Raw genomic sequence first — 26,944 nt, 5'->3', positions numbered from 1 at the left:
CTCGATGAACTGAAGCAACCCGCTGTCGAAAACTGCGTAACTCATTGAATCTCAAGGAGTTTTCCGTTTCGACTGCGCCGGAAGTGGGGCGAATTATAGACCTCCAGAATCTGCCGTCAACAGCTTTTTTCACATTTCTGTCATATCGGTCAAAAAGCCCCGAAAACACGAAGGCCGACCTCTAGAGGTCGGCCTTCGTCATGCCCTGCTACTTACAAGCTAGGGAACGCGAATTGCGAAGCTTCATGGCTCGCACGTTGCGGCCAGCGCTGAGTGATGGCCTTGCGACGCGTGTAAAAGCGCACACCATCCGGGCCATAGGCATGCAAGTCGCCGAACAGCGAACGCTTCCAGCCGCCGAAGCTGTGGTAGGCAACCGGTACCGGCAGCGGTACGTTAACGCCGACCATGCCGACTTCGATCTCGTCGCAGAACAGACGCGCTGCTTCACCGTCACGGGTAAAGATGCAGGTGCCGTTGCCGTATTCGTGATCGTTGATCAGCTTCATCGCTTCTTCCAGGCTGTTGACCCGGACCACGCACAACACCGGCCCGAAGATCTCTTCCTTATAGATGCGCATTTCAGGGGTGACGTTGTCGAACAGGCAGCCGCCGAGGAAGAAGCCCTCTTCATGACCCGGAATGCTCAAGCCACGACCATCGACCACCAGGGTTGCGCCCGCTGCCACGCCGTCATCGACATAACCGCTGACCTTGTCCCGCGCTTGACCGGTTACCAGTGGGCCCATGTCCAGACCGCACGAAGTGCCGGCACCGATTTTCAGCGCCTTGATCTGAGGGACCAGTTTCGCCACCAGCGCATCCGCCACCTGATCACCGACACACACCGCGACCGAAATCGCCATGCAGCGCTCACCGCAAGAACCATACGCTGCGCCCATCAGCGCGCTGACCGCGTTGTCCAGATCCGCATCCGGCATCAGTACCGCATGGTTCTTCGCCCCGCCCAGTGCCTGAACGCGTTTGCCGCGCTTGGTGCCTTCGGCGTAGATGTACTCGGCAATCGGCGTCGAGCCGACGAAGCTCAATGCTTTGACTTCCGGCGCTTCGATCAGCGCGTCCACTGCAGTCTTGTCGCCATGCACCACGCTCAGCACGCCTTTCGGCAGACCGGCTTCGATCAGCAATTGAGCGATCAGCAGCGTCGAGCTTGGGTCACGCTCGGACGGCTTGAGGATGAAGCAGTTACCGCAGACGATCGCCAGCGGGTACATCCACAGTGGCACCATCGCCGGGAAGTTGAACGGCGTGATACCGGCAACCACGCCCAGTGGCTGGAAGTCCGACCAGGCATCGATGTTCGGGCCGACGTTGCGGCTGTACTCGCCCTTGAGAATTTCCGGGGCAGCGCAGGCGAACTCGACGTTCTCGATACCGCGCTTCAGTTCACCGGCAGCGTCTTCGAGGGTCTTGCCGTGTTCTTCGCTGATCAATTGCGAGATGCGCGCTTCGTTCTGCTCCAGCAGTTGCTTGAAACGGAACATCACTTGAGCACGTTTGGCCGGAGGGGTGTTGCGCCATGCCGGGAACGCAGCCTTGGCAGCGTCGATCGCGTGTTGAATGGTTTCGCGGGTGGCCAGCGGCAGCTTGTGGATCGCCTGACCGGTGGACGGGTTGAACACATCAACCGCGCGACCGTTCTCGGTCACCAGTTCGCCATTGATCAAATGCGGGATAACGCTCATCGAAAACTCCTGAATTCTTGTGTACAGACGCCCGCATGGGGCGCCTGTTATTCGCAGGTATATATAGAGGGAAAAATCAGTCGAGCTTGTTCAGCACTTCGCCAACCGCGTCGAACAGACGATCGAGGTCTTGCGGCTTGCTGTTGAAGGTTGGGCCGAACTGCAGGGTGTCGCCGCCGAAGCGCACATAGAACCCGGCTTTCCACAGGGCCATGCCGGCTTCGAATGGACGCACGATGGCGTCGCCGTCACGGGCCGCGATCTGGATCGCACCGGCCAGGCCGTAGTTACGGATGTCGATGACGTTTTTCGAACCTTTCAAGCCGTGCAGCGCATTTTCGAAATGCGGGGCAACCTCGGCCACGCTCTGCACCAGGTTTTCCTTTTGCAGCAGGTCGAGTGCCGCCAGGCCAGCGGCGCACGCCACCGGGTGGGCCGAGTAGGTGTAGCCGTGGGGGAATTCCACCGCGTATTCCGGAGTCGGCTGATTCATGAAGGTCTGGTAGATCTCGGAGCTGGCAATAACCGCGCCCATCGGAATCGCGCCGTTGGTGACTTGCTTGGCGATGCACATCAGATCCGGGGTCACGCCAAAGCTCTCGGCGCCGAACATCGAACCGGTGCGGCCGAAACCGGTAATCACTTCGTCGAACACCAGCAGGATGTTGTGCTGATCACAGATCTCGCGCAGACGCTTCAGGTAACCCTGAGGCGGAACCAGCACACCAGCGGAACCGGCCATCGGCTCAACGAAAACCGCCGCGATGTTCGACGCGTCGTGCAGTTCGATCAACTTCAGCAGTTCATCGGCGAGGGCGATACCGCCCTGCTCCGGCATGCCACGGGAGAATGCGTTGCTGGCCAGCAGCGTGTGCGGCAGGTGATCGACGTCCATCATCGCCTGACCGAACAGCTTACGGTTGCCGTTGACGCCGCCAAGGCTGGTGCCGGCGATGTTCACGCCGTGATAGCCACGGGCACGGCCGATCATTTTGGTCTTGGTCGACTGACCTTTCAGGCGCCAGTAGGCACGGACCATTTTCACCGCGGTGTCGGCGCATTCGGAGCCGGAGTCGGTGAAGAACACATGGTTCAGGTTGCCCGGAGTCAGGTCAGTGATTTTCTCGGCCAACTGGAACGACAACGGATGGCCGTACTGGAAGCCTGGCGAGTAATCGAGGGTGCCCAGTTGCTTGGAAACCGCTTCCTGGATTTCCTTGCGGGTGTGCCCGGCGCCGCAGGTCCACAGACCAGACAGCGAATCGTAGATCTTGCGGCCCTTGTCATCGAACAGCCAACTGCCCTCGGCACCGACGATCAGACGCGGATCGCGCTGGAAGTTGCGGTTGGCGGTGTACGGCATCCAGTGCGCGTCCAGCTTCAGTTGGCTGGCCAGTGGCGACGGCGCGTTTTCAGGCATGTTCATCGGGCAAAACCTCGCAGGGCATAAGCATCAGGGAGATAAAAAGCGTTGTTGCAGCTAAATTGCCACGCGGATAAAGTCGGTGAAATCCAACTTTTCTAACCTTCAGTTAGAAGCCTGCTAAACAATGAGAACAACAGCATGAGCAGTCGCCGCCCCGATCCGCTGGCCCAGGTCAGTGACTTTGATATACGTCTGCTGCGAATTTTTCGTAGCGTGGTGGAATGCGGCGGCTTCTCGGCGGCGGAAACCGTGCTCGGCATCGGTCGCTCGGCAATCAGCCAGCAAATGAGCGATCTCGAACAGCGCCTTGGCCTGCGCTTGTGCCAGCGTGGCCGCGCCGGGTTTTCGCTGACCGAAGAGGGCCGCGAGGTTTACCAATCGGCGCTGCAACTATTAAGTGCGCTGGAAAGTTTCCGCACCGAGGTCAACGGCCTGCACCAGCACCTGCGCGGCGAACTGATCATCGGCCTGACCGACAACCTCGTCACCCTGCCCCACATGCGCATCACCCATGCCCTCGCCCAATTGAAGGAGCGCGGGCCGGACGTGCAGATCCAGATCCGCATGATCGCGCCCAACGAAGTCGAACAAGGCGTACTCGACGGTCGCCTGCATGTCGGCGTGGTGCCGCAGGCCAGCGCACTGTCGGGGCTGGAATATCAGCCGTTGTACAGCGAGCGCTCGCTGCTTTATTGCGCGGTCGGCCACCCGCTGTTCTATGTCGATGACAAGCAACTGGATGACGAACGTCTTAATAGTCAGGATGCGATTGCGCCGACGTTTCGTTTGCCGGCGGAGATTCAGGCGCATTACCAGGCGCTCAATTGCACCGCCAGTGCGTCCGACCGTGAGGGCATGGCGTTTTTGATTCTGACTGGGCGTTACATCGGTTATCTGCCGGATCACTACGCCAGTCTGTGGGTGCAGCAGGGGCGCTTGCGTGCGCTGAAATCGACAACGCGGTTTTATGATTTGAGTCTGGCATCGGTCACGCGCAAGGGGCGGCGCCCCCATTTGGTGCTGGAGAGCTTTCTCGAAAGCCTCGCTGCGACGCGTTGAAAGCAAGATCAAAAGATCGCAGCCTTCGGCAGCTCCTACATTTGGCGATCGCAACCCCTGAAAGCTGAGCAATTGGACAGGTTTTTGCAGTGAAGGCTGAACTCGATCCCTGAACAAGAAGCCCTCGCCATGCAGCCAGATTCTGAAACGTCCAGCGACCTGATCTACGGCCTCGATGATCGTCCCAAACCACCCGCCGCGATCCTCGCCGCCCTGCAACACGTGCTCGCCAGTTTCGTCGGCATCATCACCCCGCCGTTGGTAATCGGCTCGGCCCTCGGCCTGACCGCGCATCTGCCGTACCTGATCAGCATGGCGCTGATGGTGTCCGGGGTCGGCACCTTTATTCAGGCGCGGAGGCCGTTCGGCATCGGCGCCGGGATGATCTGCTTGCAGGGCACCAGTTTTGCCTTTCTCGGCGCGGTGCTGTCGGCCGGGTTTCTGGTCAAACAGCGTGGCGGCAGCCCGGAAGACATTCTGGCGATGATCTTCGGCGTGTGCTTTTTCGGTGCCGTGGTGCAGATCATTCTCAGCCGTTTCATCGGTCAGTTGCGCCGGGTCGTCACGCCGCTGGTGACCGGAATTGTCATCACTCTTATCGGCATCAGTCTGATCAAGGTCGGCATCACCGATCTGGGCGGTGGTTTCAATGCGCCGGACTTCGGCGCGCTGGGCAATCTGGCGCTGGGGGTGTTCGTGTTGCTGACGATCATCCTGCTCAATCGCTCGAACACGCCGTGGGTACGGCTGTCGGCAATCATTATCGGATTGCTGCTCGGCAGTCTGGCCGCGTGGTTCAGTGGCAAACTGGTTCCGCAGGCATTGCCTGACTTGCCCTTGGTCAGTCTTCCCACACCGTTCAAGTTCGGTTTCAGCTTTGACTGGACGGCTTTCCTGCCCGTCGCGCTGATTTATCTGATCAGCACCATCGAAACCGTCGGCGACCTCACGGCCAACTGCATGCTCGCCCGCCAGCCGATCAGCGGCCCCTCTTATATAAGTCGTTTGCGTGGCGGCGTGCTCGGTGACGGCGTGAGCTGCATGATCGCCGCCACCTTCAGCGCTTTCCCCAACACCACGTTTGCGCAGAACAACGGCGTGATCCAGTTGACCGGCGTCGCCAGCCGCTACGTCGGGCTGTACATCGGCGCGATTCTGTTTTGTCTCGGCCTGTTCCCCATGATCGGCGCGGTGCTGCAGCAGATCCCGAAACCGGTGCTCGGCGGCGCCACCCTGGTGATGTTCGGCAGCGTAGCGGCGGCTGGGGTTCGGATTCTCGCGCAGTCGCCGCTGGACCGACGCAGCATGCTGATCATCGCCACCTCACTCGGCGTCGGCCTGGGCATTGCCGCGCAACCGAACCTGCTGCACCTGTTGCCGAAACTGGTGCAAAACCTGTTCGATTCGGCGATCACCAGCGGTGGCCTGACCGCGATCCTCCTGTGCCTGTTGCTGCCGGAGGCGAAAACCTCCAGCGTCGAATCCGCCGCAGCGCTGAACAAGATCGAACAGGCGTAACGGTTTTATTGCATCAGGACTTGTCGGATGCCTGTGGGTGCGTTATCAACGCAACTGGTAGCACCCACAGACAAACCGGAAGTGCCTATGACCTTTGAAGTCCCCGCTCATGGCGGCAAACCCGCCAGCCGCATTCGTCAGAAAAACGAAGAGACCATTCTCAAAGCCGCCGAAGACGAGTTTGCCCGTCACGGTTTCAAAGGCACCAGCATGAACACCATTGCGCAGAATGCCGGGTTGCCCAAGGCGAACCTGCATTACTACTTCACCAACAAGTTGGGGTTGTACGTGGCGGTGCTGAGCAACATCATCGAACTGTGGGACAGCACCTTCAACACCCTGACGGCCGAGGACGATCCGGCCGAAGCGCTGACCCGCTACATTCGCGCCAAAATGGAATTCTCTCGCCGTCAGCCACAGGCCTCGCGGATCTTCGCGATGGAAGTGATCAGTGGCGGCGAATGCCTGACCGAGTATTTCAACCAGGATTACCGCGCCTGGTTCCAGGGCCGCGCGGCCGTGTTCCAGGCATGGATCAATGCGGGCAAGATGGACCCGGTGGATCCGGTGCACCTGATCTTCCTGCTGTGGGGCAGCACCCAGCATTACGCCGACTTCGCCACGCAGATCTGCCGCGTCAGCGGTCGCAGCAAGCTGACCAAGCAGGACATGGAAGACGCCGGCAACAACCTGATCCGCATCATTCTCAAAGGCTGCGGCCTCACCCCGACTATTTAAGACGTTTATGCCTTTCACCCTCAGCGGTTTTTGCGAGTACCGCGAAGAGATTCGCAAGAGCCGCTTCATCACCTTCGCGGCGCCGATCGGCAGCCCCGCCGACGCGCAGGCGTTCTTCGAACAACACAGCGACTTGAACGCCTCACATAACTGCTGGGCGTGGAAACTCGGTGCGCAATACCGCAGCAACGATGATGGCGAACCCGGCGGCACCGCCGGACGACCGATTCTGGCGGCCATCGAAGCGCAGGATTGCGATCAGGTCGCAGTGCTGGTGATCCGCTGGTATGGCGGCATCCAACTGGGTACCGGCGGTTTGGCCCGGGCCTATGGCGGCGGCGCGAACAAGTGCCTGCAAGCGGCGGCGAAAGTCGAGTTGATCAGCCGTGTGCCATTGAGTTGCTCCTGCGGCTTTGCCGAATTGGCATTGGTGAAGCTGCGGGTGGCGGATCTGGGTGGCTTGGTAGTGGAAGAACACTTCACCGCCAATGGCGTTGAGTTGCAGTTGGCGCTGGGCGAGGCGCAGATCGAGTTGCTGCAAACGCAGTTGGCGGATTTGAGCCGTGGGCGGATTGTGCTGCAGCGTTAGAAGGGCAAAAGATCGCAGCGTGCCGCAGCTCCTACATTGGGAATGTGTTCTCCCTGTAGGAGCTGCCGAAGGCTGCGATCTTTTAGGGCATCGACGGATTCCTTTATTCCAATAACTTGCCCACATCTGCTGTGCACCCGACTGTGGATAACCTGAGTACATTCCGCTGTAACCCTTCTGTCACGTGGCTTTGCGGGATTTGTTCACTTTTCGCGCAATTCACATGAAGAAAGTTTAATTACGCGTAAAAACAATCAGTTAGAGCTGTTTATCGCCATTGGGAGATAGCACTCCCGCGCTTATGCCAAGGTTTTCTGATTGCGCACAAATACTGTGGAGCAACCTGTGGATAACCCGTTCATGACTCGCGCAGTCGCAGGTTCTGCATAGCTCCCGACAGTTTGCTCGTTTTTTAACCAAATATCCGCGAGCAAAACTGGAGCCTGATCAACACCTTTGCTCCCAATTGGTGCCGAAGAATTCACCGACTTTTCCGCCGAGGCCCTACTCCAGCCGTTCGCACTCAAGGGATGCGAAGGTTCCTGACTCAATGGCCAGGAAATTGCTTTATCCACAGGCACAACTCCAAGCCAGTCGAGCCTGTCATGCCAAGCCCAGATTCAACGCCGCGCCTGCAACTGCGCCAGATCAGCAAACGCTACCCCGGTTGCCTGGCCAATGACGCCATCGACCTGTGCATCGCGCCTGGGGAAATCCACGCGCTGCTCGGTGAGAACGGCGCGGGCAAAAGTACCTTGATGAAGATCATCTACGGCGTCACCCAGGCCGATGCGGGAGAGATGCTCTGGCAGGGGCAGCGCGTAAATATCCGCAACCCGGCGCAGGCCCGACAGTTGGGGGTCGGCATGGTGTTCCAGCATTTCTCGCTGTTCGAAACCCTCAGCGTCGCGCAGAACATCGCTCTGGCCATGGGCGCCAAGGCCGGCACGCCGAAACAGCTTGAGCCGAAGATTCGCGAAGTGTCGCACCGCTACGGCATGGCGCTGGAGCCGGAGCGACTTGTCCACAGCCTGTCGATTGGCGAGCGGCAACGGGTGGAGATCATTCGTTGCCTGATGCAGGACATTCGCCTGCTGATCCTCGACGAGCCGACGTCGGTGCTGACGCCGCAAGAGGCCGACGAACTGTTCATCACCCTGCGCCGCCTCGCCGCCGAGGGCTGCAGCATTCTATTCATCAGCCACAAGCTCGCGGAAGTGCGCGCCCTGTGCCATAGCGCCACGGTTCTACGCGGCGGGCGCGTCGCCGGGCATTGTGTGCCGGCCGAATGCTCGGATCAGCAGTTGGCGCAGATGATGGTTGGCGCAGCGGCGGCATTGATCGGCGAGTACCCGAAGGTCAGTGGTGGCGCGGACTTTCTACGGGTCAACGGTTTGAGCTGGCACAACCCGGATCCCTTCGGCTGCTCGTTGAGCGACATCAACCTGCAAGTGCGCAGCGGCGAAATCGTCGGTATCGCCGGGGTCGCGGGCAATGGCCAGGATGAGCTGCTCGCCCTGCTCAGCGGTGAACAAACCCTGCCCCGCGACAGCGCGACAACCATTTGTTTCGCCGGGCAAGCGGTCGCCGATTTGCGCCCGGATGCGCGGCGCCAACTCGGTCTGGCATTTGTTCCGGCAGAACGCCTGGGCCACGGCGCGGTGCCGGAACTGAGCCTTGCCGACAACGCCTTGCTCACGGCCTTTCAACAGGGGCTGGTGCGCAACGGCTTGATCGAGCGCGGCAAAGTCGAAGCCCTTGCACAGCAGATCATTCAGCGTTTCGGGGTGAAAACCCCGGGCACGCAAGCTGCCGCACGCAGCCTGTCCGGCGGCAATCTGCAGAAATTCATTCTTGGCCGGGAAATCCTTCAGCAACCGAAACTGCTGATCGCCGCGCACCCGACCTGGGGCGTGGACGTCGGCGCAGCGGCGATCATCCACCGCGCACTGATTGCCCTGCGCGATGCCGGCGCGGCGATCCTGGTGATTTCCGAAGACCTCGACGAACTGTTCCAGATCAGCGACCGCCTCGGCGCCCTGTGCGCGGGGCGTCTGTCGCCGCTGCAGAACACCACCGACACCCTGCTGAGCGATGTCGGCGGCTGGATGGCCGGGCACATCAACCACGCGCATTCATCGGCCACGGCCTGACGGAGTTTTCCCAACATGCTGCTTTCCCTCGAACCCCGTGGCCAGCAATCGCGCCTGATGCTGTGGTGCTCGCCGCTGCTGGCGGCGCTGCTGACCCTCGGCTGCGGCTCGCTGCTGTTCATCGCCCTGGGGCATGACCCGCTGCAAACTTTGCATACGTTGTTAATCGCACCGGTCAGCGATCTGTATGGCGTCTCCGAACTGCTGGTCAAGGCGCTGCCGATTCTGCTCTGCGCACTCGGTCTGGCGGTGGCTTATCAAGCGCGGATCTGGAACATCGGCGCCGAAGGTCAATTGCTCCTCGGCGCACTCGCCGGCAGCGCCTTGGCGGTGAACATCATCGACCTGCAAAGCCGTTGGGCACTGGTGCTGATCCTGCTCACCGGCACCTGCGCCGGCGCCGCTTGGGCCGGGCTGACGGCATGGCTGCGCACGCGCTTCAACGCCAACGAAATCCTCACCAGCATCATGCTCAATTACATTGCGCTGAACCTGTTGCTGTTCTGCGTGCACGGGCCGCTGAAGGATCCGGCCGGCTACAACTTTCCCGAGTCGGCGATGTTCGGCGACGCCAGTCGCCTGCCGCTGCTGATGGAGGATGGCCGGGTACATGCCGGGGTGTATTTCGCCCTGCTCGCGCTGGTTGCGGTGTGGGTGTTGTTGCAGAAAAGCTTTGTCGGTTTCCAGATCAAGGTGCTCGGTCTGGACAAGCGTGCGGCGAGTTTTGTCGGTTTTCGCGAGAAACGTCTGATCTGGCTCGCGCTGTTGATCAGCGGTGGTTTGGCCGGGCTGGCCGGGGTCTGCGAAGTCACCGGGCCGATCGGGCAATTGGTGCCGCAAGTCTCGCCGGGGTACGGCTATGCGGCGATCACCGTAGCGTTTCTCGGCCGGCTGAATCCGATTGGCATTCTGTTCTCGAGCCTGCTGATGGCGCTGCTGTACATCGGCGGTGAGAGCGCGCAGATGACCCTGAATCTGCCGCAAGCGATCACCCAACTATTCCAGGGAATGATGCTGTTTTTCCTGCTGGCCTGCGACGTGCTGATTCTCTATCGGCCACGCCTGAAACTGCGCTGGGCACGGCGCGCGTCGACCACCGCCATAACCGCCGGAGCGCTGTGATGGATATCGATCTGCTGAGCAATATTTTCTACGCCATGGTGCGCTGCGGCACGCCGCTGTTGTTGGTGGCGCTGGGTGAGTTGATCTGCGAGAAGAGCGGCGTGCTCAACCTCGGGCAGGAAGGGATGATGCTGTTTGGCGCGGTGATCGGTTTTATCGTCGCCCTCAACAGCGGCAACCTGTGGCTCGGCGTGTTGCTGGCGATGCTCGCGGGGATGCTCTTGTCATCGCTGTTTGCCCTGGTGGCGCTGGTGTTCAACGCCAATCAGGTGGCGACCGGTCTGGCGCTGACGATCTTCGGTGTGGGCCTGTCGACCTTTGTCGGCGCGACGTGGGTCGGCAAGCCGCTGGCCGGATTCGAGCCCTTGGCGATTCCATACTTGAGCGAAATTCCGCTGATCGGCCGGATGCTGTTTGCCCAGGATTTGCTGGTGTATCTGTCGTTCGCGCTGTTTGCGCTGGTGGCGTGGGTGATCATCAAAAGTCGTGTCGGCTTGATCATTCAGGCCGTTGGCGAGAACCCGGATGCGGCCAGTGCCATGGGGTTGCCGGTGCTGACAGTGCGCACACTGGCGGTACTGTTTGGCGGAGCGATGGCCGGGTTGGCGGGGGCGTATCTGTCGCTGGCGTACACGCCGATGTGGGCGGAAAACATGACCGCCGGGCGCGGCTGGATTGCGCTGGCGCTGGTGGTGTTTGCCAGTTGGCGGGTGTGGCGCTTGTTGCTCGGGGCGTACCTGTTCGGCCTCGCCAGCATCCTGCACCTGGTGGCGCAGGGGTTGGGCCTGGCGATTCCGTCGAGTCTGCTGGCGATGCTGCCGTATGTGGCGACGATTGTGGTGTTGGTGCTGTTGTCGCGGGATGCGGTGCGGACTCGGTTGTATGCGCCGGTTTCGCTAGGGCAGCCTTGGCAGGCCGGGCATTAATGGTTGTTTGCAAGGGCCTCTTCGCGAGCAAGCCCGCTCCCACAGGTTCTGCGGCGATCACACATTTCGCGAACGACACTAACCCTGTGGGAGCGGGCTTGCTCGCGAAGGCGTCCGAACGGGCAACACCTGAGCCACGCCCCACGCCAGTTCAAAAACCAGAAAAACCACCAGCAACGAACTCGCGCCATGGGCCAAGGCATACCCCTGCCATACCGCAAACAGCAACCGCGCCACCGCATCATAGCGCCCATAAAGCGCCTGCGGATCACGAATCCGCAGCACCGCCCACACGCACACCAACGAGCCCAACAGATTCGCCATCAGCATATGCGCCGGCGCGAACTGTGGCAGTTCACCGGGCAAATCCAGCGCCTGGCTCAACGCCGTCAACGCCCCATGCAACGCAGCAAAACTCCACGGCGTGGCAAACGCGGCCGTGACGATCAGGTCATACCAGGCGCTGCCGCGCACCACGTTTCGATACTGGCTCGAAGTCCACATCGTCCTTGCTCCAAAATTTGAGGAGCAACCACGGTAAAGCCTGGAGTATGCTCCAGGGTCAATACCTCTTTTGAGACCCCGCATGCGCATCGGTGAATTAGCCCAGGCCAGTGCCGTCAGCCGCGATACCTTGCGTTTCTACGAGCAGCGCGGGCTGATCGCGGCGCAACGCAGTGCCAACGGTTACCGCGACTACCCGCCGGAAATGCTGCAACTGGTGCTCTACATCAAAACCGCGCAGCGCCTGGGTTTTACCCTCGGCGAAATCGGCAACAGCGTCGCCGCGTTGTGGAACGCGCCCGACCCGGAAAACGCCGTGGCGCAACTGCTGCGCGACAAACTGCAATTGATCGAAACCCGCATGAGCGAACTCGATGTGTTGCGACGAGAGTTGCAACAACGGCTCGGTCAGGCGTGTCCATTGAATCCATGAACCGTAACTTTCAAGGAATCCCGTCATGTCCCAGGCAAAAAACGCACTGATCATCGGCGCCTCCCGTGGCTTGGGCCTCGGGCTGGTGAAAACCCTACTGGCCGACGGCTGGCAAGTGACCGCCACCGTGCGCAATCCGCAAAAGGCAGAGGCGCTGCAAGCGCTGGGTAACGTGCGGATCGAGAAACTCGACATGGACGACCAGCAAGCAGTGATCGCCCTGAGCCAACAGCTCAAGGGCGAGACCTTCGACCTGCTGTTCGTCAACGCCGGGGTCAAAGGTCCGGAGGTGCAAACCCCGGGCGGCGCGACACTGGCCGAAGTTGGCCAGCTGTTTTTCACCAACGCCGTGGCGCCGATCAACCTCGCGCAGCGCTTCGTCGGACAGATCCGCGACGGCAGCGGCGTGCTGGCGTTCATGAGTTCCGGCCTGGGCAGCGTCACCGTACCGGACGCGCCGGAGCTGGCGCTGTACAAGGCGAGCAAGGCCGCGCTGAATTCGATGACCAACAGTTTCGTCACCCAGTTGGGCGAGCAGAAGCTTACCGTGCTGTCGTTGCACCCGGGCTGGGTGAAGACGGATATGGGCGGCGAAGGCGCTGACCTGGATGTGGAGACCAGCACTCGCGGGCTGATTGATCAGGTGAATGCGTATACCGGCAAGGGCGGGCATCACTTCATCAACTACAAGGGTGAAACCATTCCCTGGTAAGCACCACAGATCTTCCCTGTAGGAGTGAGCCTGCTCGCGATCGCAGTGTGTCCGTCACCGATGATATTGAATGAAAGACCGCTATCGCGAGCAGGCTCACTCCTACAAGGGGATGGGGGTGTCCTGTCGGGTTGGGCTTGCCCGATCCGGCGATTTGTTTGAAACTCCGCACCTCGTCCTTCGCGGCGACCCTGGATCAGCAGACAGGGCAACACTGAGCTGGCAACCCTGAACCCAACTTTCAGAGGAGCCGGCCACAATGCCTGCGACCCGTACCTGGTTAAAAAATCCCCTCGCCATTTTCACGGCCAACGCGCTCGATGCCCGTGGCGGTCTGGTGCTGCAAGACGGCGTGATCGTCGAAGTGCTCGCTGCCGGTCAGCAACCGTCCGCGCCATGCAATGAAGTGTTCGATGCCCGCGAGCATGTGATACTGCCCGGCCTGATCAACACCCATCACCATTTCTATCAAACCCTGACTCGCGCCTGGGCGCCGGTGGTCAATCAGCCGTTGTTCCCGTGGCTGAAAACCCTGTACCCGGTGTGGGCACGGCTGACCCCGGAAAAACTCGCCCTCGCGACGAAAGTGGCTTTGGCTGAATTGCTGCTGTCGGGTTGCACCACCGCCGCCGACCACCATTACCTGTTCCCGGACGGTCTGGAAAACGCCATCGACGTGCAAGTCGACACCGTACGGGAACTGGGCATGCGCGCCATGCTCACTCGCGGTTCGATGAGCCTCGGCGAGAAGGACGGCGGTCTGCCGCCGCAACAGACGGTGCAGGAAGGTCAGGTGATTCTCGACGACAGTCAGCGCCTGATTCACGAGTACCACGAGCGCGGTGACGGTGCGCAAATCCAGATCGCCCTGGCACCGTGCTCGCCGTTTTCGGTGACCCCGGAAATCATGTCGGCCAGCGCCGAACTGGCGAACAGACTCGACGTGCGCCTGCACACCCATCTGGCCGAAACCCTCGACGAAGAGGATTTCTGCCTGCAGCGCTTCGGCCTGCGTACCGTGGATTATCTGGACAGCGTCGGCTGGCTCGGCCCGCGCACCTGGCTGGCTCACGGCATCCACTTCAACCCGGACGAAATCGCTCGCCTCGGTCAGGCCGGCACCGGTATCTGCCATTGCCCGAGTTCGAACATGCGTCTGGCCTCCGGTATCTGCCCGAGCATCGACTTGACCGATGCCGGCGCGTTGTTCGGTCTGGGCGTGGACGGTTCGGCCTCCAACGACGCGTCGAACATGATCCTCGAAGCGCGGCAGGCGCTGTACATCCAGCGTCTGCGTTATGGCGCGGAAAAAATCACCCCGGAGCGCGTGCTCGGCTGGGCGACCAAGGGCTCGGCGAGCCTGTTGGGGCGTACCGACATTGGTGAGCTGGCGGTGGGCAAGCAGGCGGATCTGGCGTTGTTCAAGCTGGATGAGCTGCGTTTCTCGGGCAGCCATGATCCGATTTCGGCGCTGCTGTTGTGCGGTGCCGATCGTGCGGATCGGGTGATGATTGGTGGCAAGTGGCGCGTCGTTGATGGCCAGGTTGAAGGGCTGGATCTGAAGGGCCTGATCGCCGATCACAGCCAGGCGGCTCGCCAGTTGATCGCCGGCACCTGATTCACCGCCGTTCAAAACTGTGGGAGCGAGCCTGCTCGCGAAGAGGGAGTGTCAGACAACATGTTTGTTGAATGACACACCGCTTTCGCGAGCAGGCTCGCTCCCACATTGGTCTCTGTCAGCCTTAAAGGCCGAGCAGGGAGAGCATGATAAACGTCGCAAACAACACAAAGTGAGTCATGCCTTCGATGGCATTGGTCTCGCCGTCATTCAGGTTGATCGCACTGACGATCAGCGTAATGAAGATCATCACCGTCTGCACCGGCGTCATCGCCATCTGAAACGGCTGACCGGTGTACAGCGCCATCGCTTCCATCACCGGCACGGTGAGGATCACCGTCGACAGTGACGCGCCCATCGCGATGTTCACCACCGACTGCATGCGGTTAGCCAACGCGGCACGCAACGCCGTCAGAATCTCCGGCGCCGCGGAAATCGCCGCCACCAGAATCGCCGTGATCACCGGCGGTGCACCGGTACCTTCCAGGCCCAGATCGAGGGTCTTTGACATCACTTCGGCCAGTGCGCCGATCACCACCACCCCGAACACCAGAATGCCGATCGACCAGGTCAGGCTCAGCGGTTTCGGCTCATCCTCTACCGGCTCTTTCTTGCGGCGCTTGTCCGGGTAGCTGTAGCTGAAAAAGTAACTGTGCGGCCCGACCTGCATGCGCAGGAACAACGCGTAAAGCACCACCATCGCACCAATGGTGAACGCTGAATAAATCTTCCAGTTGGCCGCCGGAATAAACTCCGGCACCACCATCGATACGCCCATCGCGGTGAGGATCATCACGCTGTAGCTGCGCGCCGAATCATCGTTGTACGACTGCTCGCCATGCTTGAGCCCGCCCATCAACGCGGCGAGGCCGAGGATGCCGTTGATGTCGAGCATCACCGCCGAATAGATGGTGTCACGCACCAGTGTGGCGGACGCCTCGTTGCTCATCATGATCGCCAGGATCACTACTTCAACCAGCACCGCAGCGAGGGTCAGGATCATCGTGCCGTAGGGGTCGCCGACTTTTTCCGCGAGCAGTTCAGCATGATGGGCGACGCGCATCGACGCCGCGACGATGAAGGCGATCAGCACCAGGCCAGAAATCAGCGCGACGATCTGCCCGCTGTGCAGCATCCAGTGTTCCAGCGGATAGGCGATGCACGCGGCAATCACTGCCAGCAATAGAAAGCTTTCTTGCTTGAAGATCGTGAGCATGGCGGGCCTTTTTGCCGAGAGGTTCGAATGAGCTACTGACTGCGGCGCGGCGCTAACGTTTCGTTACACCTTAGCGCACCAGCCGATGGCAGCTGGTTTCAGCCATGCACTTTTATCGTTCCTGCCGGCCTCTTCGCGAGCAAGCCCGCTCCCACATTTGGAATGCATTCCCCTGTGGGAGCGGGCTTGCTCGCGAAGGCCGCGCCTCGGTTTCGGATTGTTTGTTGTCCTGTTGGTCAGCAATTTGCATTGCCCCTGTCCACACACAACAAAATGGAGCTCCAATTCATGCAAATACGTCCGCTGCACAAACTGCTGTGCGCCGCCATCGGCCTGGGGATCAGCCTGAGCGCCAGCGCTGCCGATCCGCTGAAGGTCGGTTTCGTCTACATCGGCCCGATCGGCGACCACGGCTGGACGTATCAGCATGAACAGGGGCGCAAGGCGCTGGCGGAGAAATTCGGCGCGCAGATCACCACCAATTACGTCGAGAACGTGGCCGAGGGCGCCGACGCCGAGCGGGTGATCCGCAACATGGCCAAGGACAACTACGACCTGATCTTCACCACCTCTTTCGGCTACATGAACCCGACGCTGAAAGTCGCCAAACAGTTCCCCAAAGTGACCTTCGAACACGCCACCGGCTACAAGCAGGACAAGAACCTCGGCACCTATCTGGCGCGCACCTACGAGGGTCGTTACGTCGGCGGTTTTCTCGCGGCGAAGATGACCAAGAGCAAGAAGATCGGCTACGTCGCTTCGTTCCCGATTCCGGAAGTGATCCGCGACATCAACGCGATCCAGTTGGCGCTGAACAAGTACAACCCTGGCACCGAGATCAAGGTGGTGTGGGTCAACTCGTGGTTCGACCCGGGCAAGGAAGCCGATGCCGCCAACGCGCTGATCGATCAGGGTGTGGACGTGGTGTTCCAGCACACCGACAGCCCGGCGCCGATCCAGGCCGCCGAACGGCGTGGCGTGTACGCCGTGGGTTACGCCTCGGACATGGCGCACTTCGGCCCGAAAGCGGTGCTGACCTCTATCGTCAACGACTGGGCGCCGCACTACATTCAAGCCACGCAAAGCGTGATCGACCACAGCTGGAAATCCCAGGATTACTGGGGCGGGTTGAAGGAAGGCACGGTTGAACTGCCGATCAGCAACCTGGTACCGGCGCCGGTGAAAGCCGAGGCCGAGCAGATCATTGCCGACATCAAGAGCGGTACGCTGCAACCGTTCACCGGGCCGATCAAGGATCAGGCCGGGGTCGAGAAAATCCCGGCCGGAGTGAGCGCGAGCAATGCGGAATTGGCGTCGATGAACTATTACGTGGAAGGGATGAAGGCCGAGATGCCGAAGTAATCCCGGCCCCACCTCCATTCCCCTGTGGGAGCGGGCTTGCTCGCGAAAGCGGTGTGTCAGTCACCGATGATGCTGAATGACACACCGCTATCGCGAGCAGGCTCACTCCTACAATGGTTCTTCAGCGTTCTTTAGGATTGTGTATGAACAGTCTTCCGATCATCGACATCTCACCGCTCTACACCAACGACCAAAACGCCTGGCCCGCCGTCGCCGCGAAGATCGACCACGCCTGCCGCGAATGGGGCTTCTTCTACATCAAGGGCCACCCGATTACCGCGCAGCGCATCGACTCGCTGCTCGACCACGCCCAGCGCTTTTTTGCGCTACCGGCAGAAGAAAAACTGCAGATCGACATCACCCGGACCCGCCATCATCGCGGCTACGGTGCGATCGCCACCGAACAGCTCGACCCGGACAAACCCAGCGACCTCAAAGAAACCTTCGACATGGGCCTGCACCTGCCGGCGAACCATCCCGACGTGCTCGCGGAAATACCCTTGCGCGGGCCCAATCGTCATCCGCCAATCGCCGGTTGGGAAGCGCTGATGGAGCAGCACTACCTCGACATGCAGGCGCTCGCGCAAACCCTGCTGCGCGCAATGACCATCGCGCTAGGCATCGAACGCGACTTCTTCGACACACGCTTCCATCAACCGGTCAGTGTGCTGCGGATGATCCACTACCCGCCGCGCCACACTGCCAGCAGCGCCGAGCAGCAAGGCGCCGGAGCGCACACCGATTATGGCTGCATCACCCTGCTCTATCAGGACAGCGCTGGCGGCCTGCAGGTCAAGAACGTGCGAGGCGAATGGATCGACGCGCCGCCCATAGACGGCACCTTCGTGGTCAACCTCGGCGACATGATGGCGCGCTGGAGCAATGACCGTTATCGCTCGACGCCGCACCGGGTGATCAGCCCGCTGGGGGTGGATCGCTATTCGATGCCGTTCTTCGCCGAGCCGCACCCGGACACCCGTATCGAATGCCTGCCCGGTTGCCAGGACGCACAGCATCCGGCGAAATATCCGACCACCACCTGCGCCGAATTCCTGCTGTCGCGCTTCGCCGATACCTACGCCTATCGTCGCGAGCCGCAAGCAGTGTGATGGATCGCTTGGTCAGGTTTTGCCAATTGTTTCGGCGCGCATCTGTAGAATGGCCGCCATCTGCACCTGATGAGAAAAGAATATGTACGATTGGCTCAACGCCCTGCCCAAGGCCGAACTGCACCTGCATCTGGAAGGCTCGCTGGAGCCTGAGTTGCTGTTCGCCCTGGCCGAACGCAACAAGATCGCCCTGCCGTGGAGCGATGTCGAAACCCTGCGCAAGGCTTACGCCTTCAACAACCTGCAGGAATTTCTCGACCTGTATTATCAGGGCGCCGACGTGCTGCGCACCTCGCAGGACTTCTACGACCTGACCTGGGCCTACCTGCTGCGCTGCAAAGCGCAGAACGTGATTCACACTGAACCGTTCTTCGACCCGCAGACCCACACCGACCGTGGCATCCCGTTCGAAGTGGTGCTCAACGGCATCGCCGCGGCACTCAAGGATGGCGAGCAGCAACTGGGCATCACCAGCGGTTTGATCCTGAGCTTCCTGCGCCACCTGAGCGAAGACGAAGCACAGAAAACCCTCGATCAGGCGCTGCCGTTCCGTGATGCGTTTGTCGCCGTCGGCCTCGACAGTTCCGAGATGGGTCACCCGCCAAGCAAGTTCCAGCGTGTCTTCGACCGCGCCCGTGACGAAGGCTTCCTGACCGTCGCCCATGCCGGTGAAGAAGGCCCGCCGGAGTACATCTGGGAGGCTATCGACCTGCTGAAAATCCAGCGCATCGACCATGGCGTACGCGCCATCGAAGACGAGCGCCTGATGCAGCGGATCATCGACGAGCAGATCCCGCTGACCGTGTGCCCACTGTCGAACACCAAGCTCTGCGTGTTCGATCACATGTCGCAGCACAACATCCTCGACATGCTCGAGCGTGGGGTGAAGGTCACCGTCAACTCGGATGACCCGGCGTACTTCGGCGGTTATGTCACCGAGAACTTCCATGCGCTGCATGAACACCTGGGCATGACCCAGGATCAGGCCAAGCGCCTGGCGCAGAACAGCCTGGATGCGCGCCTGGTAAAACCGTAAGCAACACCGCAAAACCTTTGTAGGAGTGAGCCTGCTCGCGATAGCGGAGTGTCAGACACCGATGTGTTACCTGACAGACCGCTATCGCGAGCAGGCTCACTCCTACATTGGATCGGTGTTAGCCGATGGATTGGGTTTCAGTCAGCTCTTCCAATGTCCTGCCCCGCGTCTCCATCCCGAACAGCCACACCACCCCCGCCGCAATCGCAAAGCACAGCGCCCCCAGCGCAAACACCCCACCCTGCCCGGTAATCGGGAACACCAACCCGGTCACAAACGGCCCGAGCAACGAGCCGACGCGACCAATCGCCGAGGCAAAGCCCGAGCCGGTGGCGCGCGCCGAGGTCGGGTACAACTCCGGCGTGTAGGTGTAGAGCACTGCCCACATGCCGAACAGGAAAAACTGCATCAGTAGCCCGGAGCTGATCAGCAGCGCGACGTTGCCGCCGAATACCGCGCTCTGCCCGTAGAGAAACGCCATCACACCGCCGCCGAGCAACGTCACGATGCACACCGGCTTGCGCCCCCAGCGTTCCACCAGCCACGCCGCTATCAGAAACCCGGGAATCCCGCCCAGCGATATCAACACGGTGTAATACACCGACTGGGTCACGGCAAAACCCGACTGTTGCAACAACGCACTGAGCCACGATGTCAGCCCGTAAAACCCGAGCAAGGCGAAAAACCACAGGCTCCAGATCATCGTGGTGCGCTGGCGGTATTGTGGCGACCAGATCTGCTTGAGTGCCGAGAAGAAGTTGCCCGGCGGCGTCACTGTCCTTGGCAGGCGCACCGGCTCAGGCAGCGTCGCGACACCGAGCGATGTACGCACGCGCGCCTCGATGGCGCCGAGGACCTTATCCGCGGCTTCGTGGCGTCCGGCCTGTTCCAGCCAGCGCGGTGATTCGGGAATGAAGAAACGGATCGCCAGCACGAATACCGCCGGCACCGCCAACACCAGAAAGATGTCGCGCCAGCCAATCAACGACAGCAAGAAGTACGACAGCACCCCGGCAGCAACGAAACCCAGCGGCCAGAAACCGTCCATCAATGCAATGTAGCGTCCGCGCCGTTGCGCCGGGATCAGCTCCGAAAGCATCGACTGCGCAATCGGAAACTCCATGCCCATGCCGATTCCGAGCAGGATGCGGAACAGCGTCAGGCTCTCCACCGTTTGCGCGGTCGAACACAGGTAACTGGCCACGCCCCACAGCACGATGCTCCACTGAAACACCGGTTTGCGCCCGAAGCGGTCGGCGAGCATGCCCGACAGCGACGCCCCCAGCACCATGCCGAAAAAACTCGAACTGGCGAGCAGACCGGCTTGTGCGCTGCTCAAGCCAAACTCGGTTTTGATCGAGCCGAGCAGGAACGTCATCATGGCCAGGTCCATGGAATCGAAAAAGAACGCCAGGGCGATGATGATGAAAATGACCCGGTGATAACCGCTGAGCGGTAGCCGTTCCAGGCGTTCTGCCGCGCTGAAGTTTCGCGTATCCATGTCCCATCCCCCCTCCACAATGTGTGCGGATCGAGTGTGCGGGATTACGCCTCAGCGCTTTTTCTGGATACGACCTGTTCGCAGTCACCGGCGACGCCAGCGTCGAAGTGTCGGCCGGCGAACGCTCTACTACGCCAATTCCAGCTCGGTTTCCCTGGCGAAACGGTGGATTTCCCGTTGCCCGGCCGGAGTCACCTGCAACGCGCGGGAGTCCTTGGGCAGCGCCAGCCAGCCGGACTGCATGAACAGTTGCAGCACTGCCGCGCCGAGTGAGCCGCCCAGGTGCGGGCGACGTTCGCTCCAGTCCGGACAGGCGCACGCCACTTGGGCCTTGCGATGGGCGAGGGCCTGAATGAACACCCCGCGGTTGGCCAGTTGTGTCGAGCCTTTGAGCGTCACCACGACCCGCTGCTCGATCTGTTCGAGCCAGCCGGCATCGAGCAGACGCTGATACAGATCGGCGGCCAGCGTGCCCCCCAAATGGTCATCGCAAAAGCGCGCACGCAGCAGCGAAGACGGCGCGGTCTGGGGATTGGCGCTCGGCGTCGAGCGTTTGAATACGTGAGGAATGTCCCGCGGTGCGCTGGCGATCGTGGCGCTGGCCAGGGCTTCGATGGCCGCTGCGATTTCCGGGGCAGCCAGGCGGAAAAAGCGCTTGCGCCCGCGAACCTCGACCTTCAACAGGCCCCCGCCGGACAAACGCCCCAGATGCGCACTGGCCGAGGATGGCGACAACCCTGCCAGCAGCGCCAGCTCTTCGGTCTGGCGGGCCGAGCCATCCATCAACGCCCACATCATCGCACTGCGCTTGGGGTCGGCCAGCAGCGTGGCGATCTGGCTGATGCAAGGTGCATGTTCCATGTACTCACTCCCTGTTGAATCGTATCGTCTACTGCTCGAAGACATCTTGACCACTAATGGGTCGTCGGCCAAGACGGGTAAAACGCCATGAACCGGAGCACGCCAGGCCAGTGCTGCTGCCCCCGTCAATGGCGTGTCCGCGGCGTTTGTGCAGCGCTCGCCCGGCCCTGCAAAAACCGGCCGGATTCTGTCCTGGCCGGTTATCGGTGCAGGTTTGAGGCGGTGGCTAGTATAAGCGGGATGCACGCCGCTTCCTGCGCCGTGGCTGACACGAATGGTGATAGTTCCTGAGAGAAATTTCGCTAATTGCCTGCGACTAATGATCAACTTTCGGGAAATGGGGAAATTGACTACTCAATTCGGCGCATCGGCTGGCGAGCATTTCCCTCAAAAGGTTCACCGGCTTACTCAATTGTGCGCGATGGGCGCACAACAGATTCAGCGGAGCACGCTCGCAAAGCAGTTCCGGCAGCAACACTTTGAGGCGTCCGGCGAGGACATCCGCGCCGACATCGAGCCACGACTTGTAGGCGATTCCTGCCCCCGCCACCGCCCACAACCGCACGACGTCGGCGTCATCGCTGAAGCGATCGCCACTGACCGTCAGCCCGACTTCACGTTTGCCATCATGAAAACTCCAATGGTCGTGCACGCGACTGCCGAGCATGTACAGCAGGCAATTGTGCTGCGCCAGTTGTTCGAGCTGACGCGGCTCACCGTGGCGCGCCAGGTATGCCGGCGACGCGCAAAGCACGCGGCGATTGTCCGGGGCGATGGGTAAGGCGACCAGACTCGAGTCCTCCGGCTCGCCATAGCGCAGGGCGATGTCCACCGGCTGGCGGAACAGGTCGGCGATCCGGTCACCGAGCAGCAGGCGCACGGTCAGTTTCGGATGCTCGCGCTGAAACTCGTCGAGCCATGGCAACAACAGGTTGCGGCCGAAATCCGAAGGGGCCGACAACTGCAGGATGCCGCTGACCTGATCCTGCGCGCTGGAGAGAAAACGCCGGCCTTCGTCCAGCGAACTCAACGCGGCCCGGGCATATTCGAGAAAGCCTTCGCCCTCGGCAGTCAGGCGCAGGCTGCGGGTCGAACGCGCCAGCAGACGCACACCCAGTTGCTGTTCGATACGTTTGAGCGCGGCGCTGGCCACCGCGGCGGACATGTCCATCACCCGCGCCGCCGCAGACAGGCTGCCCAGATCCGCGGCGCGAACGAACAACTGCAAATCGTCGAAACGCAGCATTCTCAGCCTCGATTATCAAAAAAATATTGAAAGAGACTGCTCTTTTAGCCGGTTTTATCGCGCCGAGAAATAGCCAATGATCTGCTCAAGCGAATTTATCCCGCGACTGGAGCCAAACATGTCCCAAGCATTCACCGCCATCGCCACCCTGATCGCCAAACCCGGTCAGCAGGACACCCTCGAAAACGCCCTGCGCGCACTGGTTGAACCGAGCCGCGCCGAGGAGGGTTGCAGCCAGTACGACCTGCACCGCGACCTGGCCGATCCGCTGACTTTTTATGTGATCGAACATTGGGCCAGCGAGGAAATCCTCCAGGCGCATAACGCCAGCCCCCATTTTCAGAACTTCCAGGCCGCCGCCGGCCAGTGCATCGAACACTTCCAATTGAAACGTCTGGGCACCATCGCCTGAGCCCTTCTTCTATTACCGTTACGGAGCAAGTCATGAAAGCCATCGCCTATTACGCCTCCCTGCCGATCAGCGACGAAAAATCCCTGCAAGACATCGAACTGCCGGAGCCGGTCGCCGGGCCGCGCGACCTGCTGGTGGAAGTCAAAGCCATCTCGGTCAACCCGGTCGACACCAAGGTGCGGCAGAACGTGGCGCCGGAAAACGGCGCAGCAAAAGTGCTGGGCTGGGACGTCGCCGGTGTGGTCAAGGCCGTCGGCAGTGAAGTGACGCTGTTCAAGGCCGGCGACAAAGTGTTTTACGCCGGCTCCATCGCCCGTGCCGGTGGCAACAGCGAGCTGCACGTGGTCGATGAGCGCATTGTTGGCCACATGCCGAAATCCCTCGGCTTCGCCGAAGCTGCTGCGCTGCCGCTGACCGCGATCACCGCGTGGGAGCTGCTGTTCGAACGCCTGCAGATCCGTGAGGGCAAGACCGATGAAGGTCAAAGCCTGCTGATCGTCGGCGCCGCTGGCGGCGTCGGTTCGATCCTCACCCAACTGGCCAGCCAGTTGACCGGCCTGAAGGTCATCGGCACCGCATCCCGTGCACAGACTCGCGACTGGGTGACGGAGCTGGGCGCCGACCTGGTGATCGACCACAGCCAGCCGCTGAGCGAAGAACTGAAACGCGCCGGCATCGATCACGTGACCCATGTCGCCAGCCTGACCCAGACTGATCTGCACCTGGATCAACTGGTCGAGGCGCTGGCACCGCAAGGCAAACTGGCGTTGATCGACGATCCGAAGTCGCTGGACGTGAGCAAGCTCAAGCGCAAGAGCCTGTCGCTGCACTGGGAGTTCATGTACACCCGCTCGCTGTTCGAAACCCCGGACATGATCGAACAACACAAACTGCTCAACCGCGTGGCCGATCTGATTGATGCGGGAACGTTGAAGACTACGGTGGGCGAGCATTTCGGCACGATCAACGCGGCGAACCTGCGTCGCGCGCATGAGTTGCTGGAAAGTGGCAAAGCCAAGGGGAAAATTGTTTTAGAAAGTTTCTAAGAATCCGAAGGCCCGCAATCAGCGCCAGACCATCCAAGGGCTGGCGCTGATTTTTGCCGTCAGTCAGATGCTTCTCCGTTGTCACAAATGCGATCGTATTCAGGTCTACACTCGAAGCCTCTGCGATACATCTTTTACGCAAGGGAGGTCAGTAATGAAGATCCTGATAAAAGAAGTGGCAAAGTCCCAATGGCAGGTTCGTCTGGACCAGCACGCCGTGACATTTCGCAGTGAAGCCGAGGCCCTCGCCTTCACCCGCACCCTTGAAGCGCGCCTGCACGCGCCCCATCAGATTCCCGACTCCGGACAGCAACGCGCTGCTGGCTGACGTATCAGGCTTCGGCCTGTGCTTGCGCCAACGCCCGGGCATTCTGCAAATGCCGGGTGTACATCGCGACACTCACCACCAGTAATCCACACAGGCTGATGACCATGGCCATCGGTATGGCGCTGCCGTCGTGCAGAACGCCCACCAGCGAAGCCGCGCCGGAAGCCACGCTGAACTGCAGGCAACCCATCAGTGCCGAGGCACTGCCGGCGCGCGCGCCCTGACCGTTCATCGCACACGCCGCTGCGTTTGGCAGGATGCAGCCGAGGCTGGCAATACACACGAACAACGGAATCAACAGCGGCCACAAGGCTTCGGTGTGCAACGAGCTGACTGCGAGCAAAGAGACACCGGCCAACAGGTACACCCACACCGCCCGCGACAGCAGGAAGGCCGGACCGCGCTTGGCCAACAGCCGCGCGTTGACCTGGGCCACCAGAATGAAACCCGCTGCGTTGGTGCCGAACAGCCAGCCGAAATGCTCGGCCGGTACGCCATAGAGTTTGATGAAGACGAACGGCGAACCGGCGATGTAGGAAAACATCCCGGCAACTGCGATGCCGCCGGTCAGGGCGTGGCCGAGAAACACCCGGTCGCCGAACAACCGGCCGTATTGGCGCAACGCACCGGACAACGGCTGGCGCGGCACGTAGTCCGGCAGACTTTCCGGCAGACCCAGTGCCACGGCGAGGCCGGCCAGTGCGCTGAAGCCGGTCAGCACGAGGAAGATCGACTGCCAGCCCGTGGTGTTGACCAGCAGACCACCGAGCAGCGGCGCGAGGATCGGCGCAAGGCCCATCACCAGCATCAACTGCGAAAAGACTTTCGCCGAACCGACCGCATCGCACTTGTCGCTGACCACCGCTCGTGAAATCACCATTCCCGCGCAGCCGCCCAGCGCCTGAACGAAACGCGCGCCGATCAGCCACTCCAGATTCGGTGCATAGGCACAGGCCAGCGAGGCCAGGGTGAACAGGCCAACCCCGACGAGCAGTGGCAGACGCCGCCCAAAACGGTCGGCCACCGGGCCGTATAGCAATTGACCGATCGACAGGCCGGCGAAATAGGCCGCCAAGGTCAGTTGCACATGCTTTTCATCAGTGCCAAAGGCCAGCGCCATCGACGGAAACGCCGGCAAATAGAAGTCGATCGCCAGCGGACCGAAGGCGCTCAAGGCACCGAGAATCAGAATGGTACGGAAGTTCATCAGGCATCCAGGTTGGATAAAAGTCGGCAGCCCGACAGTCTAGCCGCGCAGGGGCGCCTTGAACATTCCGATAGCTCGCTAACTATTAGAAATCAGATGACCTACACCTGAAACCTGTGGCGAGGGCGCTTGCTCCCGCTGGACTGCGCAGCAGGCCCAGTGTTTTTCAATTGGAAAAAAAGGGCCGCTTCGCGACCCGGCGGGAGCAAGCTCCCTCGCCACAGGGGATTTGTCGTTAACCGGCGAGTTTTACCGGGTAACCCTCTTCGCTGATAACCTCGATCACCTGCTTCGCGCTGAGCGAACTCTCGACGCCGACTTCTTTGGCCGCCAGATCGACCCGCACGCTGGCCGCCGGATCTTTCGCCTGCACGGCGTGGGTGATGGCATTGACACAATGGCCGCAGGACATGCCTTGAACGCTGAACACTTGCATGGATGGACTCCCTTGAGTGAAGTTGCCGGCAGTGTCGAGCTTGCCACCATGGCAAGGTCAAGTTCTGGAAAAAAATGCCGGGCTGGCAATCGGCGCTGCGCTCAGCCAAGCTGCGCACACCAATGACTCAAACTCAGGAGATTCAGCCATGCGCTGGTCAGCTTTCAGCCTGTTTGGCTTGCTCAGCCTCTTTGCCGCCCTGCCCCAGGCCAACGCGACCGGTGAGGATTACGCCGTTCTGATCATCTCGCGCGAGCGTCTGGAAGTGCCGACTCCCTGCGAGATTGGCGTGTACGTCAATGATGAACTCGCTGGGCGCCTGCTGCAGGAACAGACCACTTCCTTCAATCTGCCCCACGGCACGATTTCCATTCGTCTGAAACAGTTGCCTGGTCAGGTGCCGGGTTGCCAGGCAGGCATGCTCGCGCCGCCCCCGCAGGAGATCTCGCTCAAGGCCGGCGATGTGGTGAAGTACCGGATCGCGGCAAATGCCAAAGGCTTGTACCTGCGACCTGCCGCCCTCGAATACTAAGCGAAACGCCAAATGTGGGAGCGGGCTTGCTCGCGAATGCGGTGTGTCATTCAGCGATGATGTTGACTGACACAACGCTTTCGCGAGCAAGCCCGCTCCCACATTGGTTTTGTGCTGAGTCAAATATTGGCGCTTGACCTTGCCCGCA

The 26,944-nt window shown here is 60.9% G+C and carries 26 protein-coding genes; 17 read left to right on the top strand and 9 right to left on the bottom strand.

From position 1 onward, the window contains the following. Positions 1-212: 212 nt before the first annotated feature. Together LCH64_RS08560 and LCH64_RS08555 are read right to left on the bottom strand one after the other, a co-directional pair. A complete protein-coding gene (locus LCH64_RS08560) occupies positions 213-1,706 on the bottom strand; it encodes a CoA-acylating methylmalonate-semialdehyde dehydrogenase (RefSeq protein WP_003221397.1) in 1,494 nt (497 codons plus the stop codon). Between the two features lie 76 nt (positions 1,707-1,782). Then, the gene (locus LCH64_RS08555; RefSeq protein WP_003221395.1) at positions 1,783-3,132 is read right to left on the bottom strand and encodes an aspartate aminotransferase family protein; all 1,350 of its coding nucleotides are present in this window, start codon (positions 3,130-3,132) and stop codon (positions 1,783-1,785) included. Between the two features lie 138 nt (positions 3,133-3,270). Between LCH64_RS08555 and LCH64_RS08550 the strand changes: the two genes are divergently transcribed. The 7 genes from LCH64_RS08550 (at position 3,271) to LCH64_RS08520 (ending at position 11,237) form a co-directional block, all read left to right on the top strand. Further along, positions 3,271-4,191, top strand: a complete 921-nt coding sequence (locus LCH64_RS08550; RefSeq protein ID WP_007968115.1) for a LysR family transcriptional regulator — start codon at positions 3,271-3,273, stop codon at positions 4,189-4,191. A 129-nt stretch (positions 4,192-4,320) separates the two neighbouring features. Then, positions 4,321-5,709 carry a nucleobase:cation symporter-2 family protein gene (locus LCH64_RS08545; RefSeq protein ID WP_226499976.1) on the top strand — a complete coding sequence of 463 codons (1,389 nt, stop codon included), beginning with the start codon at positions 4,321-4,323 and terminating at the stop codon, positions 5,707-5,709. Positions 5,710-5,796: 87 nt separating this feature from the next. Then, the gene (locus tag LCH64_RS08540) at positions 5,797-6,447 is read left to right on the top strand and encodes a TetR/AcrR family transcriptional regulator (protein WP_226499975.1); all 651 of its coding nucleotides are present in this window, start codon (positions 5,797-5,799) and stop codon (positions 6,445-6,447) included. A 7-nt stretch (positions 6,448-6,454) separates the two neighbouring features. Further along, a complete protein-coding gene (locus LCH64_RS08535; RefSeq protein ID WP_226499974.1) occupies positions 6,455-7,036 on the top strand; it encodes a YigZ family protein in 582 nt (193 codons plus the stop codon). A gap of 605 nt (positions 7,037-7,641) precedes the next feature. After that, positions 7,642-9,189 carry an ABC transporter ATP-binding protein gene (locus tag LCH64_RS08530; protein WP_226499973.1) on the top strand — a complete coding sequence of 516 codons (1,548 nt, stop codon included), beginning with the start codon at positions 7,642-7,644 and terminating at the stop codon, positions 9,187-9,189. Positions 9,190-9,204: 15 nt separating this feature from the next. Beyond that, positions 9,205-10,311, top strand: a complete 1,107-nt coding sequence (locus LCH64_RS08525) for an ABC transporter permease (protein ID WP_226499972.1) — start codon at positions 9,205-9,207, stop codon at positions 10,309-10,311. Beyond that, entirely contained in the window at positions 10,311-11,237 is a 927-nt protein-coding gene (locus tag LCH64_RS08520; protein ID WP_226499971.1) for an ABC transporter permease, read from the top strand. Before LCH64_RS08525 ends, LCH64_RS08520 begins: the two co-directional genes overlap by 1 nt. 78 nt (positions 11,238-11,315) lie before the next feature. Here LCH64_RS08520 and LCH64_RS08515 read toward each other — a convergent pair whose 3' ends face one another. Then, positions 11,316-11,741 carry a hypothetical protein gene (locus tag LCH64_RS08515; RefSeq protein ID WP_226499970.1) on the bottom strand — a complete coding sequence of 142 codons (426 nt, stop codon included), beginning with the start codon at positions 11,739-11,741 and terminating at the stop codon, positions 11,316-11,318. A gap of 82 nt (positions 11,742-11,823) precedes the next feature. On the opposite strand from LCH64_RS08515, the gene LCH64_RS08510 reads away from it, so the two are divergent. The 3 genes from LCH64_RS08510 to LCH64_RS08500 all read left to right on the top strand — a co-directional run bounded on the left by LCH64_RS08510 (position 11,824) and on the right by LCH64_RS08500 (position 14,504). After that, positions 11,824-12,174, top strand: a complete 351-nt coding sequence (locus tag LCH64_RS08510; RefSeq protein WP_103484559.1) for a MerR family transcriptional regulator — start codon at positions 11,824-11,826, stop codon at positions 12,172-12,174. Positions 12,175-12,199: 25 nt separating this feature from the next. Further along, positions 12,200-12,886, top strand: coding sequence for an SDR family oxidoreductase (locus LCH64_RS08505; protein ID WP_003221379.1), 687 nt, complete (start codon positions 12,200-12,202; stop codon positions 12,884-12,886). 259 nt (positions 12,887-13,145) lie between these two features. Further along, positions 13,146-14,504, top strand: coding sequence for an 8-oxoguanine deaminase (locus LCH64_RS08500; RefSeq protein ID WP_226499969.1), 1,359 nt, complete (start codon positions 13,146-13,148; stop codon positions 14,502-14,504). Between the two features lie 124 nt (positions 14,505-14,628). Here LCH64_RS08500 and LCH64_RS08495 read toward each other — a convergent pair whose 3' ends face one another. Further along, on the bottom strand, positions 14,629-15,720 hold the full coding sequence (locus LCH64_RS08495; protein ID WP_003221376.1) for a calcium:proton antiporter: 1,092 nt from the start codon (positions 15,718-15,720) through the stop codon (positions 14,629-14,631). A 288-nt stretch (positions 15,721-16,008) separates the two neighbouring features. Here LCH64_RS08495 and LCH64_RS08490 point away from each other — a divergent pair, with 288 nt between their 5' ends. The 3 genes from LCH64_RS08490 to LCH64_RS08480 all read left to right on the top strand — a co-directional run bounded on the left by LCH64_RS08490 (position 16,009) and on the right by LCH64_RS08480 (position 19,227). Beyond that, positions 16,009-17,082, top strand: a complete 1,074-nt coding sequence (locus LCH64_RS08490) for a BMP family ABC transporter substrate-binding protein (RefSeq protein WP_226499968.1) — start codon at positions 16,009-16,011, stop codon at positions 17,080-17,082. Between the two features lie 143 nt (positions 17,083-17,225). Continuing rightward, positions 17,226-18,191 carry a 2-oxoglutarate and iron-dependent oxygenase domain-containing protein gene (locus LCH64_RS08485; RefSeq protein ID WP_226499967.1) on the top strand — a complete coding sequence of 322 codons (966 nt, stop codon included), beginning with the start codon at positions 17,226-17,228 and terminating at the stop codon, positions 18,189-18,191. 82 nt (positions 18,192-18,273) lie between these two features. Then, positions 18,274-19,227, top strand: coding sequence for an adenosine deaminase (locus LCH64_RS08480; RefSeq protein WP_103484564.1), 954 nt, complete (start codon positions 18,274-18,276; stop codon positions 19,225-19,227). A 118-nt stretch (positions 19,228-19,345) separates the two neighbouring features. Here LCH64_RS08480 and LCH64_RS08475 read toward each other — a convergent pair whose 3' ends face one another. The 3 genes from LCH64_RS08475 to LCH64_RS08465 form a co-directional block, all read right to left on the bottom strand. After that, on the bottom strand, positions 19,346-20,728 hold the full coding sequence (locus LCH64_RS08475; RefSeq protein WP_226499966.1) for an MFS transporter: 1,383 nt from the start codon (positions 20,726-20,728) through the stop codon (positions 19,346-19,348). A gap of 129 nt (positions 20,729-20,857) precedes the next feature. Further along, positions 20,858-21,589 carry a helix-turn-helix transcriptional regulator gene (locus LCH64_RS08470; RefSeq protein ID WP_226499965.1) on the bottom strand — a complete coding sequence of 244 codons (732 nt, stop codon included), beginning with the start codon at positions 21,587-21,589 and terminating at the stop codon, positions 20,858-20,860. Between the two features lie 316 nt (positions 21,590-21,905). Further along, the gene (locus LCH64_RS08465; protein WP_007962958.1) at positions 21,906-22,835 is read right to left on the bottom strand and encodes a LysR family transcriptional regulator; all 930 of its coding nucleotides are present in this window, start codon (positions 22,833-22,835) and stop codon (positions 21,906-21,908) included. Positions 22,836-22,953: 118 nt separating this feature from the next. Between LCH64_RS08465 and LCH64_RS08460 the strand changes: the two genes are divergently transcribed. The 3 genes from LCH64_RS08460 to LCH64_RS08450 all read left to right on the top strand — a co-directional run bounded on the left by LCH64_RS08460 (position 22,954) and on the right by LCH64_RS08450 (position 24,621). Beyond that, positions 22,954-23,247, top strand: coding sequence for a putative quinol monooxygenase (locus LCH64_RS08460; RefSeq protein ID WP_226499964.1), 294 nt, complete (start codon positions 22,954-22,956; stop codon positions 23,245-23,247). Between the two features lie 32 nt (positions 23,248-23,279). After that, the gene (locus LCH64_RS08455; protein WP_226499963.1) at positions 23,280-24,293 is read left to right on the top strand and encodes a zinc-binding alcohol dehydrogenase family protein; all 1,014 of its coding nucleotides are present in this window, start codon (positions 23,280-23,282) and stop codon (positions 24,291-24,293) included. Between the two features lie 154 nt (positions 24,294-24,447). After that, on the top strand, positions 24,448-24,621 hold the full coding sequence (locus LCH64_RS08450; protein ID WP_003221361.1) for a hypothetical protein: 174 nt from the start codon (positions 24,448-24,450) through the stop codon (positions 24,619-24,621). A gap of 4 nt (positions 24,622-24,625) precedes the next feature. Here the strand turns inward: LCH64_RS08450 and LCH64_RS08445 are convergent, their stop codons facing one another. Next, a complete protein-coding gene (locus LCH64_RS08445; RefSeq protein ID WP_103484569.1) occupies positions 24,626-25,828 on the bottom strand; it encodes a multidrug effflux MFS transporter in 1,203 nt (400 codons plus the stop codon). Positions 25,829-26,063: 235 nt separating this feature from the next. Beyond that, entirely contained in the window at positions 26,064-26,264 is a 201-nt protein-coding gene (locus LCH64_RS08440) for a cation transporter (protein WP_226499962.1), read from the bottom strand. A gap of 148 nt (positions 26,265-26,412) precedes the next feature. On the opposite strand from LCH64_RS08440, the gene LCH64_RS08435 reads away from it, so the two are divergent. After that, positions 26,413-26,796: a hypothetical protein gene (locus LCH64_RS08435; RefSeq protein ID WP_226499961.1), complete on the top strand. Its 384-nt coding sequence runs from the start codon at positions 26,413-26,415 to the stop codon at positions 26,794-26,796. Positions 26,797-26,944 lie beyond the last annotated feature (148 nt).

Origin of the sequence: Pseudomonas sp. MWU16-30322, assembly GCF_020515535.1 — a bacterium.
Taxonomy (GTDB): domain Bacteria; phylum Pseudomonadota; class Gammaproteobacteria; order Pseudomonadales; family Pseudomonadaceae; genus Aquipseudomonas; species Aquipseudomonas fluorescens_H.
This window is presented reverse-complemented; position numbering and strand designations above follow the sequence as displayed.

Coding starts and splice junctions, on each gene's coding strand:
- LCH64_RS08520 (WP_226499971.1), top strand. CDS start 10,311: ATGGATATCGATCTGCTGAGCAATATTTTCTACGCCATGGTGCGCTGC.
- LCH64_RS08500 (WP_226499969.1), top strand. CDS start 13,146: ATGCCTGCGACCCGTACCTGGTTAAAAAATCCCCTCGCCATTTTCACG.
- LCH64_RS08480 (WP_103484564.1), top strand. CDS start 18,274: ATGTACGATTGGCTCAACGCCCTGCCCAAGGCCGAACTGCACCTGCAT.
- LCH64_RS08540 (WP_226499975.1), top strand. CDS start 5,797: ATGACCTTTGAAGTCCCCGCTCATGGCGGCAAACCCGCCAGCCGCATT.
- LCH64_RS08440 (WP_226499962.1), bottom strand. CDS start 26,264: ATGCAAGTGTTCAGCGTTCAAGGCATGTCCTGCGGCCATTGTGTCAAT.
- LCH64_RS08485 (WP_226499967.1), top strand. CDS start 17,226: ATGAACAGTCTTCCGATCATCGACATCTCACCGCTCTACACCAACGAC.
- LCH64_RS08435 (WP_226499961.1), top strand. CDS start 26,413: ATGCGCTGGTCAGCTTTCAGCCTGTTTGGCTTGCTCAGCCTCTTTGCC.
- LCH64_RS08555 (WP_003221395.1), bottom strand. CDS start 3,132: ATGAACATGCCTGAAAACGCGCCGTCGCCACTGGCCAGCCAACTGAAG.
- LCH64_RS08475 (WP_226499966.1), bottom strand. CDS start 20,728: ATGGATACGCGAAACTTCAGCGCGGCAGAACGCCTGGAACGGCTACCG.
- LCH64_RS08490 (WP_226499968.1), top strand. CDS start 16,009: ATGCAAATACGTCCGCTGCACAAACTGCTGTGCGCCGCCATCGGCCTG.
- LCH64_RS08465 (WP_007962958.1), bottom strand. CDS start 22,835: ATGCTGCGTTTCGACGATTTGCAGTTGTTCGTTCGCGCCGCGGATCTG.
- LCH64_RS08525 (WP_226499972.1), top strand. CDS start 9,205: ATGCTGCTTTCCCTCGAACCCCGTGGCCAGCAATCGCGCCTGATGCTG.
- LCH64_RS08455 (WP_226499963.1), top strand. CDS start 23,280: ATGAAAGCCATCGCCTATTACGCCTCCCTGCCGATCAGCGACGAAAAA.
- LCH64_RS08545 (WP_226499976.1), top strand. CDS start 4,321: ATGCAGCCAGATTCTGAAACGTCCAGCGACCTGATCTACGGCCTCGAT.
- LCH64_RS08495 (WP_003221376.1), bottom strand. CDS start 15,720: ATGCTCACGATCTTCAAGCAAGAAAGCTTTCTATTGCTGGCAGTGATT.
- LCH64_RS08445 (WP_103484569.1), bottom strand. CDS start 25,828: ATGAACTTCCGTACCATTCTGATTCTCGGTGCCTTGAGCGCCTTCGGT.
- LCH64_RS08510 (WP_103484559.1), top strand. CDS start 11,824: ATGCGCATCGGTGAATTAGCCCAGGCCAGTGCCGTCAGCCGCGATACC.
- LCH64_RS08450 (WP_003221361.1), top strand. CDS start 24,448: ATGAAGATCCTGATAAAAGAAGTGGCAAAGTCCCAATGGCAGGTTCGT.
- LCH64_RS08530 (WP_226499973.1), top strand. CDS start 7,642: ATGCCAAGCCCAGATTCAACGCCGCGCCTGCAACTGCGCCAGATCAGC.
- LCH64_RS08550 (WP_007968115.1), top strand. CDS start 3,271: ATGAGCAGTCGCCGCCCCGATCCGCTGGCCCAGGTCAGTGACTTTGAT.
- LCH64_RS08505 (WP_003221379.1), top strand. CDS start 12,200: ATGTCCCAGGCAAAAAACGCACTGATCATCGGCGCCTCCCGTGGCTTG.
- LCH64_RS08560 (WP_003221397.1), bottom strand. CDS start 1,706: ATGAGCGTTATCCCGCATTTGATCAATGGCGAACTGGTGACCGAGAAC.
- LCH64_RS08535 (WP_226499974.1), top strand. CDS start 6,455: ATGCCTTTCACCCTCAGCGGTTTTTGCGAGTACCGCGAAGAGATTCGC.
- LCH64_RS08470 (WP_226499965.1), bottom strand. CDS start 21,589: ATGGAACATGCACCTTGCATCAGCCAGATCGCCACGCTGCTGGCCGAC.
- LCH64_RS08515 (WP_226499970.1), bottom strand. CDS start 11,741: ATGTGGACTTCGAGCCAGTATCGAAACGTGGTGCGCGGCAGCGCCTGG.
- LCH64_RS08460 (WP_226499964.1), top strand. CDS start 22,954: ATGTCCCAAGCATTCACCGCCATCGCCACCCTGATCGCCAAACCCGGT.